Below are 11,207 nucleotides of genomic sequence, written 5' to 3' on the forward strand. Positions count from 1 at the left end.
GCCGAGTGTCCGCCATGTCCGATGCGCTGATCCCCGATGCGCTCACGAGCCCGCCGTGGCCCCGGCGCGGGCTCCACGAGCTGGTCGCCGAACAGGCGGACCGCACCCCCGACCGGGTGGCGGTGCGCTGCGGAGACCGTTCGCTGACCTACCGGGAGCTGGTCACGGCCGGCGGCCGGGCGGCGGCCCGGCTGGCGGCCCGCGGGGTGGGGCCGGGGCAGACGGTCGCGGTGATGACCGATCGTTCCGTGGAACTGCCGGTCGCCCTGCTGGCGGTGCTCGCCTCGGGCGCCGCGTTCGTTCCCGTCGACCCCGCCTACCCGCGGGAGCGGCAGGCGCACATGCTGACCGACTCCGGCGCCACGACCACGCTCACCGTCGGCCGGCTCGCCGCCCGGGCCGGCACGGCGGACGTCCTGGTGCTGGACGCGGCGCAGGAGGCAGGCACCCCGCCCCCCGGGAGCCTGCCCGTGCCGCAGGCGCTGCCCGCCGTGGCGCCGGACGCCCTCGCCTACATCATGTACACCTCCGGCTCCACCGGCCGGCCCAAGGGCGTGGCGGTGGACCACCGTTGTCTGGTCAAGGGCGTTCTGGCGATGGGCGCCGCGGTGCGGCCCGAGCCGGGCGACATCTGGCTGTCGGTGACCTCGGCCTCGTTCGACCCCGTGCTCGTCGAGCTGTTCCTGCCACTGGTCCACGGCTCCACCGTCGTCATCGCCACCGAGCAGCAGGTGCTCGACGGCGAGGCGCTGCACGAGGTGCTGGCCGCGAGCGGTGCGACCGTGCTCCAGGCCACCCCGCTGACCTGGCGCATGCTGCTCGACGCCGGCTGGACCGGCGGCCTGCGGGTGGGACTGTGCGGCGGTGAGACGCTCGCGCCCTCGCTCGCGGCGCGGCTGGCCGCGCGGTGCCGGCAGGTGTGGAACATCTACGGCCCCACCGAGACGACCGTCTGGTCCACCGCCCACCTCGTCACCGGGACCGAGCGGGACATCGTTCCGGTCGGGCGGCCGCTGCCCGACACAGCCGTCCACGTCCTGGACGAGGAGCGGCGTGCCGTCGCGGCGGGCGTGCGCGGGGAGGTGTGGATCGGCGGCGGCGGTGTGACGCGCGGCTACCACGGCAGGCCCGGGCTCACCGAGCAGTGCTTCGTCACCGACCCCTCCGGGCCGCCCGGCGGCAGGCTGTACCGCACCGGCGACCTGGGCCGCCTGCGCGAGGACGGCGCGCTCGAACTGCTGGGCAGGGCCGACCGCCAGGTCAAAATACGTGGCCATCGCGTCGAACTCGGCGAGATCGAGAACTGGTTGCAGGAACACCCCGCCGTGGCCGGCGCGGCGGTGGTGCCGCAGCCGGACGGCGAGGAGCAGCGCCTCGTCGGGTACGTGCGACCGGACCGGGACGGCCTCTTCGACGAGGCGGAACTGCGGGCCCACGCCGCGGCCCGGCTGCCGCGCCACATGGTGCCCGCCGTCTTCGTGCCGGTCGACGCCTGGCCGCGTACCCCCAGCGGCAAGATCGACCGGCGGGCGCTGCCCGTCCCTGCCCGGGGCGAGGACGAGGCCACCGCGCCCGGGGCGGTGGTCTGGGACGACGAGCTGACGGCTGCGGTGGCCGGCGTCTGGCAGGACGTGCTGGGCACGCCGCCGGACGGACCGGACGCCAACTTCTTCGGCATGGGCGGCCATTCGCTCCAGGTCATGCAGATGGTCAAGCGCATCCGGGCACGCTTCGGAGTCCGCATGAACGCGGCGCGGCTGATGCAGGCCCCCACCCTGGCCGAACAGGCCGCACTGCTGCGGTCCGCTCTCACGACCGCCGCGGCAGCGGCACCGGGCGCTGTACCGGCGTCGGGCGCTGTACCGGCACCCGGCGTCGTATCGGCCGCCGTATCGGCGCCGGCCGCCGTCAATGCCGCCGCAGTACCGGCACGGGCCGCCGTACCGGTCGCCGCAGCGGCACCGGTCACGGCCCCCGCACCGGCCACGGCCCCCGCACCGGCCGCCGAGCGGTAACGACCGCCCGCCCCCCCACGCACGTACGACCGCCGCATCGGCATCGGCACCGGCCCCCGCACCGGCCGCCGAGCGGTAACGACTGCCCGTCCCCCCCACACACGTACGACCGCCGCACCGCGACGGCACCGTCCCGAGCGGCAGCCCGGGCGGCCGGCACGCGTTGCCGCCCGCCCGCGCACCCCCGAGAGGTGATTGACCATGGAAACGGACCAGGCGCTGTCCCCGCTGCCCGCCATCCAGCGCCCGATGTGGCTCGCCTGCGCGATGGCACCGGACGTACCCGTCTACAACGAGGCCGAGTCCTTCCGGCTGAACGGGCCGCTGGACCGGGCCGCACTGGTGGCCGCGCTGGACGAGCTGCACCGGCGCCACCCGGCACTGCGCACGGTCGTAGTCGACGGCGGAGACGACCTGCCCCGTGTGGCGACGCTGCCCGAAGGGCCGTTCCCGCTGGAGGAGACCGACCTGCGCGGCCACCCGCTCGCCGAGGCCAGGCGGCTCGGCGAGCAGGCGGCACAGGAGGCGGTGTCCCGCACGTTCGACCTCGCCGCCGGGCCGCCGGCACGGGCGAGCCTGGTGCGCTGCGCCGACGAGGAGTGGATCCTCGTCCTCGCCCTGCACCACCTGGTCTGCGACGGCGACAGCTTCCGGGTGCTGCTGGAGGAGCTGGGCGAGCTCTACGCGGGCACCGCCCTGCCCGCCCCCGAAGGGGACCCGGTCCTCGCCCAGCGCTCCCTGGAGGTCCCGCCCGGCGACCCCCTGGCGCAGGAGGACCTCCAGTACTGGCGCGAGCAGCTCGCCGGGCTTCCCGACCGGCTGGCGATCCCGGCCGACCGGCCGCTGTCCGCGTTTCCCGACGACCTCGGGCAGCGCCACCACCTGCCCCTGGACGAGGGCTGGTTCGAGCGGGTGCGGGCCACCGCAGCGGCGCTGCACGCCTCGCCGTTCGCCGTGATGGCCGCCGCCGTCTCGGCCGTGCTGGCCCGGCTGGCCCGGACCGATGACGTGGTGATCGGCAGCACCGTCAACATGCGCTCCGAGGCCGAGGCGGAGGAACTGGTCGGCTACTTCATGAAGACCGTCCCGCTGCGGCTGCGCGTCGAGGACGACACCCCGGCGGCCGAGCTGGTCCGGCAGGCGCAGGCCACCGTGCTGGACGCCATGACGCACACCTCGGTCGAGTTCGACGACATCGTCTCGGCGCTCGGCCGCCCCGGCGCCGGACACTCCCAGCTGTTCCAGGTGGCCCTCGAACTGCACTACGAGGCCGGCGAGCCCCGACTGCCCGGCATCACCGCCACCCGGCTGCCGCTCCACCCGGGAACATCCAAGTCCGACTTCACCTTCCACTTCAACGCCGCGGACGGCGTGCCGAGTTTCGTCGAGTACCGCACCGAGCTGTACGACGCGACGACCGCCCGCAGCCTCGCCGACGCCGTCGCCGTACTGCTGGAGCAGCTGTGCGCCGGGCCGGCGGACCGTACCGTGGGCGAACTGCCCATCGGCGAGGGCCCGGACCCGCGGCTCCTGCGACAGTGGGAGAGGGGACCCGCCCTCACCGAGGGCGGCCTCGTCCCGCTGCCCGACGCGGTACGCGACCGGGCCACGCTGCACCCCGCCCGGCCGGCCGTGGTGCACGGCGACGACGTGCTGAGCTACGAGCGGCTGGTCCGCCACGCGGACCTGGTCGGCGCCGCCCTCGCGGCCGCCGGGGTGATGCCCGGCGAGGTCGTCGGCGTGGCCATGCGCCGGTCGGCCGCGCAGACCGCCGCGCTGTTCGGCACCTGGTCGGCCGGCGCGGTGTGCGCGGCGCTCGACCCGGACCTGCCGGAGGACCGGCTGCGCCGCATGATGGGCACCGCCGGCATCCGCACGGTCCTCGTCGACGCGGACACCGACGGCCTGCCCGCCCTCGCCGGTACGAACCGGGTGGCCGCGTCCCTCGACGCCCTCCCGTCCGGCGCGTACGAGGCGGCCGCACCCGTGGCGAAGGTGACCCCCGAGGACATCGCGTACCTCATCTTCACCTCCGGAACCAGTGGCGCCCCCAAGCCCGTCGCGGTACGGCACCTGAGCCTGGCCGCGTTCGGGCAGGCCATGGACCGGCTGGTGTTCGCCGACCTGCCCGAGCACGCCCAGGTCGCCGTCAACGCGCCGTTCTCGTTCGACGCCTCATGGCAGGGCACCATGCTGCTGCGCGCCGGCCACACCGTCCACCCGGTGCCCGATGCGGTACGCGCCGACCCCGAGGCCATGGTCCGGTTCCTGCGGGACCACGCCGTCGACGCCCTCGACGGCACCCCGACCCACATGGCCGCCCTGGTGGACGCCGGCCTGCTCGACGCGGGCGAGCACCTGCCCCGGGTGCTGGTCGTGGGCGGCGAGGCGGTCCCGCCCGGCCTGTGGCGCCGGCTCGCCGAGGCCGACGTGCGCGCCGTCAACGTCTACGGGCCGACCGAGTTCACCGTCAACGCCACCGGCTGCCTCATCGAGGACCCCGGCGCGCAGCCGGCCATCGGCCGGCCGCTGGCGGGAGTGACCGCACAGGTCCTCGACCTCCGGCTGCGCCCCGTACCGGCCGGCTTCCCCGGCGAGCTGTACCTGTCCGGCCCCCAGCTCGCGGTCGGCTACGCCGGCCAGCCCGAGCGCACGGCCGAGAAGTTCCCCGAAGCACCCGACGGCACGCGCCGGTACGCCACGGGCGACGTGGTGCGCCGCCGTGGCGACGGCACGCTGGAGTTCCTCGGCCGCCGCGACGGCCAGGTCAAGCTGCGCGGCTACCGCATCGAGCCGGCCGAGATCGCCGGCGTACTGCGCTCCGCGCCCGGCGTGGCGGACGCCGCCGTGGTCGTCATCGGCCAGGGCACACCCTCGGCGGTGCTGCACGCCGCCCTCGTCCCGGCGGACCCGCCGCCCACCGCCGCCGAGGTCCGCGCCCACGCCGCCGGGCGGCTGCCCGCCTACATGGTGCCCGCCTCCTTCTCCGTCCTGCCCCAACTGCCGCGCAACGCCAGCGGAAAGCTCGACGTGGCCCGCATCACGGCCCAGGCGGCCGCCGCGGCACGCACCGGCGGCCTGCCGGGGGAGCAGCGGGAGACCGTGCCCCCGTCGACGCCCGGGCGGCGCCGCATGGCGGAGATCTGGTCCCGGCTGCTGGGGCGTGCGGACATCGGCGAGGACGACGACTTCTTCGCACTCGGCGGCAACTCGCTGCTGGCCAGCCGGCTCGTACGGCAGGCCGAGACGGAGTTCGGCACCCGGCTGCCGCTGCAGACGGTCTTCGGCCGCCGCACGCTGGCGGCGATGGCCGACGCGCTCGCCACCGACGCGGCCCCCGGCAGCGGGCAGGACACCACCGGCAGCGGCCTCGTGGTGCCGCTGTCGGAAGCGGCCGGCGAGCCCGGCGGCACGGGAGGCAGGGGCGGCACCGACGAGCCCGGCGGCACTGGCGGCACGGGCGGCACCAGCGGCACTGGCGGTACCGGCGGCACTGGCGGTACCGGCGGCACTGGCGGTACCGGCGGCACTGGCGGTACCGGCGGCTCGGGTAGTACGGGCGGCACGGGCGGTACCGGCGGCTCGGGTGGCACCGGCGGGCGGACGCCGCTGGTCGTCCTGCATCCGCTGGGCGGCCAGCTCTTCCCCTACGAGCCCCTGCTGCGGCTGCTCCCGCCGGAACTGCCGGTCTGGGGCGTCCGCTCGCCCGCCGTGGCGGGCGCCGGCCAGGAGCCGGCCGACGTGGCGGCCCTGGCCGTGCGGTACGCCGACGAGCTGACCGGGCGGCTGCCCGTGGCACGGCTCGCGCTGTTCGGCTGGTCGCTCGGCGGCCTCATCGCCCTGGCCGTGGCCGCGGAGCTGGAGGCCCGCGGCGTCGAGCTCGACTTCGTCGAGCTGTGGGACATCGGCGTGGGCACCGAAGAACCCCCCGGCGACCGAGAGTCGGTGCTGATGGCGCTGCGCGCCACCTACGGGCCCGGCACCGAACGGGACCACGCGGAGGCGCACGCCGGCGTCCTGGAGCTCGTGCCGGAGGGCACGCGGGTGGACGACGACCTGCTGACGGCCGTCACGGACCGGGCACGGCCGATGGGCACGGCGTCGGACTCGGCCGCGTTCCCGGCGAACTTCCGCCTGATCCGGCACCAGAGCGAGATGTTCCGCGACTGGACGCCCACCCCGATCCACGCGCCGCTGCACGCCGTCTACGCCGAACCCAGCCTGCTGGACGGCAGCGTCACCCGCACCGACTGGCGGCGCTTCACCTCAGCGCCGTGCAGCGAGGCCACGGTGCGGGCCGGACACTACGCCATGATGCGCGCCCCCGCCGTCACCGAACCGGCGCGCGGGCTCCTCGCCCGCGTCGCCACACCGGCGGCACTGGCTGCACTGGCGGCACCGGCAGGCCTGGCGGCACCGATAGCACCGACCGGTCAGGAGGCACCGGTGGCACCGGCTGCACCGCCCGCCCCGCCCGCACCGACTGCACCGGACGCGGCCCCCTGACCAAGCCTGACGCCGCCCCTACGCCCCGACCGGCGCCCGCCGGAACCCCCACCGACAGTGAGTGAGGACCCCATGCAGCACGCCACGCCACTCATGACCCCGAACGCACCCGCCCCGGCACAACCCGCTGCCAGGCGGCATCTGTTGTCCCTGACCGACCTGAGTGACGACGAGCTGTACGCCCTCGTACGCCGCTCCCGCGACTTCTCGTGCGGCGCCGCCCCGCTCACCGGGCAGCTCGCCGGACGCGTGGTCGGCACGTACTTCCGCACCACCTCCACCCGGACCCGTACCGCCTTCTCCGTTGCCGCGCTGCGACTGGGTGCGCAGGTCGTGGCATACGGCCCGGGCGATCTGCAGGAGAACACCGGCGAGACCGCGGACGACACCGGCCGCGTGCTCGGCCTGATGCTGGACGGCCTGGTCGCCCGCACTTCGGCGAGCGCCGGCGAGCTGCGCGCGATCGCCGCCTGGGACACCCTGTCCGTGGTCAACGCGATGACCGAGGACGAGCACCCCACCCAGGGCATCACCGACCTGTCGGCCATGCTCGCCACCCTCGGCAAGCTGGAGGGCCTGCGCGTCCTGTACGTCGGCGAGGGCAACAACACCGCCGCCGCCCTGGCCCTGGCCCTCACCCGCTACGCGGGCGCCGAACTGCACCTGCGGACGCCTCCCGGCTACGGCCTGCCCGAGGCCACGATGCGCCGGGCGCGGGAGTACGCCGCGGCACACGGCGCCCTCATCGAGGAGCGGCACGACATGGACGGCCTGCCGCAGGCGGACGTCGTCTACACCGCCCGCTGGCAGACCACGGGAACCTCCAAGGCCGACCCCGAGTGGCGCACCGTCTTCGCCCCGTTCCAGGTGAACTCCGCGCTCATGGACCGCTGTCCGTCGGCGGCCTTCATGCACGACCTGCCCGCGCACCGGGGCGAGGAGGTGACCGCGGACGTCCTCGACGGCGACCGCAGCATCGCCTTCCAGCAGGCCGCTCACAAGCTGTACGGCGCGATGGCGGTACTGGAGTGGTGCCTGGCCTGACCCCTGATTCCGGACCCCCCCACCCCACCCCACCCCCGTATCCGACTGACCCGACATCACCACAAGGAGTAACCCGATGTACCTGACCATGCTCAAGTCCAAGATCCACCGCGCCACCGTGACGCAGGCCGACCTGCACTACGTCGGCTCGCTCACCCTCGACGGCGACCTGATGGCCGCCGCCGGACTGCTGCCGGGCGAGAAGGTCGACATCGTCGACATCAACAACGGCAACCGGCTGTCGACCTACATCATCGAGGGCCCGAAGGGCTCCGGCGTCGTCGGCATCAACGGCGCCGCGGCCCGGCTGATCAACGTCGGCGACCTCGTCATCATCATCGCCTACCGGATGTCCCCGGAGGGCGAGGCGGGCAAGGCCGTGCCGCGCGTGGTCTTCGTCGACGAGGACAACCGGATCACGTCCCTGGGTGCCGATCCCGCCGCGACCGGCGAGGTCGCGGGCGTGCTGCGCGGCGACGAGGTGCGGGCCGGCGTGTAGGGCGCCCGGCCCGCACGCCCGTGAGGCGGCCGGCGGCGGATTTCCGCCGTCACGGCCGCCGCCACGGTCGCCGTCATGGCCGCAACATCCGTGACAGGAATAGCGATCCGCCACCACTGGTGACGTTTTTACCCTTTCTGTGGTAGACGGTTGAACCATTCCGGCGTCCGTTATAGGTCATATACAGGGAGCGAATCCCGGGGTGACCGAGCGGAACGTGGATGAGGTGCCGAATGGGCAGCTTGGCGGAAATTTCGTGCCGGCAACAGACAAGGCCCCTGCGCGGGGGCGGGCACGGAACGGGCCCGGAGCAGACCGACGACACTATGGAGTTCCGCGTGCTGGGAGGCGTCTCGGCCCTGTTCGGCCGGCAGTCGCTGGACGTGGGCGCGCCACGGCAACGCGCCGTGCTGGCCCTGCTGCTGATGAACCCGCGGCGCGTGGTCTCCCTGGACGACATCGTGCACCGGGTCTGGGGGTCCTCCCCGCCGGACCGGGCCACGGCCACGCTGCAGTCGTACGTCTCACGCCTGCGCAAGAAACTGGCGGCGGCACGGGGCGTCAGCGACGGCGACAGCATCCTGCGCTACCGGTCACCCGGATACATGCTCGCCGTCGACGACCAGCAGGTCGACGCCTGCCGGTTCACCGCGGCCGTACGCGAGGGCCAACGGCTTCTCTCCAAGGGCGACTTCGAGGCGGCGCGGCAGCGCTTCGGCGTAGCACTTGCCATGTGGCGGGGCGCGCCTTATGCGGACCTGGCCGACTACGACTTCGCCCGCGACGAGTCCGCCCGGCTGGTGCAGCTGCAGATGGCCGCCGTGGAGGGCCGCGCCGAGGCCGGCCTGGCCCTGGGGCTGCACGGGACCGTGGTGCAGGAGCTCGATCACGAGGTGCGCACCAACCCCCTGCGCGAGCGCCTCATCGGCCAGTTCATGCGCGCGCTGTACTGGTCCGGGCGCCAGGCCGACGCGCTGGCCATGTACGAGCGGACCCGCTCCCGCCTGGCGGAGGACCTCGGCGTCGGGGTCAGCAGGGAGCTGCAGGACCTGCACCGCGACATCCTGCGCCAGGAACTGACCCCCACGGTCCCCACGGTCCCCGCTGCCACTACTGTCCCTGCCGCGTCCCCCGATCCCGCCGAGCCTGCCGGGCCCGCCATGCCCGCCATGCCCGCCGCGCCCGGTGCGCTTTCTGCCGGCGCGGCCGCGGTGCGGGGGCCCGGCCGGAACGCGGACACGGGGAGCCCCGCCGGCGCCGCGCTCCGCGGCGCGGCCGGTGAGCGCAGGGCGGGCGACCTGATCCTCATGCGCTGTGCCGAGCCCGGACGACCGGCGGGCCGTGCTCCCTTCGCCGGGCGGGCCGAGGAACTGACCCGGCTGGCCGGCGCGGCGCGCGCCGCCCGGCAGGGACAGGGGCAGATCACGCTCGTGCTCGGCGAGCCCGGCATCGGCAAGACACGTTTACTCACCGAGTTCGGCAGAACGGTCGCACCGGACTGCGACGTCCTGTGGGCGAGCTGCTTCGAGGGCGACGAGACACCGCCGTACTGGCCGTGGACCCAGCTCCTGCGCCGGCTGGCCACGGTCCGGCCGGAGGCCTTCGCCCGCTCGGCCGCACGGTTCGACTCCCTCATCGGCCCCCTGATGCCCGGCTGCCCGGCGCGTCCCCGGGCCGGGGCCGGTAACACGCCGGAGGAGGAGCCCGGCGCACCGTTCCGTACGTACGACGCGGTGTGCCAGATCGTGCTGGAGATGGCGGCCGAGCGCCCGCTGGTGATCTTCCTGGAGGACCTGCACTGGGCCGACGCGCCCTCCCTGTCCCTGCTGCGGCTGCTGGCCAGCGGGCTGCACGGCGCACCCGTGCTGGTGGTCGCCACCTGCCGCGAGTCCGACTCCGAGCTGAACGACGAACTCCGCCGCACCCTGGGCCTGCTGCTGCGCGAACCCCTCGTCCACACGATCGAACTGGGCGGCCTCCAGCCGGCCGCGGTGATCGAGCTGATGCGGGCGACCGAGGCCGGCCACCGCCTGCCCGGAAGCGCCGCCGAACTCCGCGCCCGGACCGGCGGAAACCCCTTCCTCCTCACCCAGTTGCTGCGGAACGCCACCGCCGAGCAGCAGAGGCCGGCTGTCCCGCTGGCCGTCCGCGAGGTCGTACGGCAGCGGCTGGACTCGCTGGGCGAGGGCGCCGCGGACGTCCTGCGGGTCTGCGCCGTCGCCGGCGAAGCCGTCACCGCCGGCCTGCTCGCCGCGGTCCTGCCGGCCGGCACGCCGGTGGGCAGGCACCTGGAGGCGGCCCTCGGCTCGGGCCTGCTCAGAGAGGTCCCCCGAGCCTCCGGCACCTACGAATGCGCCCCGCCGCTGGTACGTGAGGCCCTCTGCGACGGTCTGGGAGCCATGGAACGCGCCCGCGTCCACGGCCGCGTCGCACACGCCCTGCAAGTGCAGGCGCAGGCGCACGCACAGGCGCAGGCGCGAAGGGCGGCGCGGGAGGTGAGCTGAGCTGAGCGGGGTGGAGCGCGAGCCCTGGATGCGGGTGTGTGCTGGGTGCCGTTGTGCGCGCCGTGGCCGGGGCGCCGTCCGGGCTCGTCGCCTCAGATCTCGTCGGACTGTGCGCGGTTGCCGCTCGCCGACGTGCTGGCCGCCAGCCAGGAACGCGCGGGTTCGGCGGCGTGTGCGGTGTCCACGCTGAGGTGGAGACGCGTTCCGCCTTCGGGACCGGCGGGGTAACTGCGCTGCTCGGTGGAGGAGAAGCACCGCCGCAGGACTTCCGCGATCTGGCGCGCCGTCTCGGGCGACGCGGCGACGATGCGGACGTCGGCGAGTCCCGCCGGGGGAATGCGTTCCCGTTTTTCCATGCTGGCCTCGTCTTCGGAGTCCGGTTTTTCACTGTACTCCGGTGAGCACTTCGGTGAGCGGGCCGTCGTCCGGGCACGACCAGGCGTCTTAGACGTCGTTTCATTTGGTGAGGCGGCGGTAGCAGATGAGGGCCCCGGCTATGCCTACGAAGGCGAGGAAGTGTTCGGCCTTGCGTTCGTAGCGGCGGTGCAGGCGTCGGCAGCCGGCCAGCCATGACACGGTCCTCTCGACCACCCAGCGATGACGGCCGAGCCGCTGTGAGGACTCGATGCCCTTGCGGGC

7 protein-coding genes are annotated in these 11,207 nt (G+C 74.5%); 5 read left to right on the plus strand and 2 right to left on the minus strand.

Annotated features, from left to right (window positions below; genetic code table 11):
* Positions 1 to 14: 14 nt before the first annotated feature.
* The 5 genes from AB0F13_RS08375 to AB0F13_RS08395 all read left to right on the plus strand — a co-directional run bounded on the left by AB0F13_RS08375 (position 15) and on the right by AB0F13_RS08395 (position 10,568).
* Entirely contained in the window at positions 15 to 2,015 is a 2,001-nt protein-coding gene (locus tag AB0F13_RS08375) for a non-ribosomal peptide synthetase (RefSeq protein WP_362077130.1), read from the plus strand.
* Positions 2,016 to 2,216: 201 nt separating this feature from the next.
* Entirely contained in the window at positions 2,217 to 6,521 is a 4,305-nt protein-coding gene (locus AB0F13_RS08380; protein ID WP_362077133.1) for an amino acid adenylation domain-containing protein, read from the plus strand.
* Positions 6,522 to 6,614: 93 nt separating this feature from the next.
* Positions 6,615 to 7,565, plus strand: a complete 951-nt coding sequence (locus tag AB0F13_RS08385) for an ornithine carbamoyltransferase (protein ID WP_362077136.1) — start codon at positions 6,615 to 6,617, stop codon at positions 7,563 to 7,565.
* Positions 7,566 to 7,641: 76 nt separating this feature from the next.
* Positions 7,642 to 8,064, plus strand: a complete 423-nt coding sequence (gene panD, locus AB0F13_RS08390; RefSeq protein WP_362077139.1) for an aspartate 1-decarboxylase — start codon at positions 7,642 to 7,644, stop codon at positions 8,062 to 8,064.
* 338 nt (positions 8,065 to 8,402) lie between these two features.
* Positions 8,403 to 10,568: a BTAD domain-containing putative transcriptional regulator gene (locus AB0F13_RS08395; protein WP_362077141.1), complete on the plus strand. Its 2,166-nt coding sequence runs from the start codon at positions 8,403 to 8,405 to the stop codon at positions 10,566 to 10,568.
* 92 nt (positions 10,569 to 10,660) lie between these two features.
* On the opposite strand, the gene AB0F13_RS08400 is transcribed toward AB0F13_RS08395, so the two are convergent.
* Positions 10,661 to 10,924 (minus strand): hypothetical protein, encoded by a 264-nt coding sequence (locus AB0F13_RS08400; protein WP_362077144.1) that lies wholly within the window; start codon positions 10,922 to 10,924, stop codon positions 10,661 to 10,663.
* A gap of 100 nt (positions 10,925 to 11,024) precedes the next feature.
* On the minus strand, positions 11,025 to 11,207 hold a 183-nt coding region (locus AB0F13_RS08405; protein WP_362077147.1), incomplete at its 5' end, for a transposase.

The sequence above is a fragment of the Streptomyces sp. NPDC026206 genome, from assembly GCF_040638465.1.
Taxonomy (GTDB): Bacteria; Actinomycetota; Actinomycetes; order Streptomycetales; family Streptomycetaceae; genus Streptomyces.

Coding starts and splice junctions, on each gene's coding strand:
- AB0F13_RS08400 (WP_362077144.1), bottom strand. CDS start 10,924: ATGGAAAAACGGGAACGCATTCCCCCGGCGGGACTCGCCGACGTCCGC.
- AB0F13_RS08380 (WP_362077133.1), top strand. CDS start 2,217: ATGGAAACGGACCAGGCGCTGTCCCCGCTGCCCGCCATCCAGCGCCCG.
- AB0F13_RS08375 (WP_362077130.1), top strand. CDS start 15: ATGTCCGATGCGCTGATCCCCGATGCGCTCACGAGCCCGCCGTGGCCC.
- AB0F13_RS08385 (WP_362077136.1), top strand. CDS start 6,615: ATGACCCCGAACGCACCCGCCCCGGCACAACCCGCTGCCAGGCGGCAT.
- panD (WP_362077139.1), top strand. CDS start 7,642: ATGTACCTGACCATGCTCAAGTCCAAGATCCACCGCGCCACCGTGACG.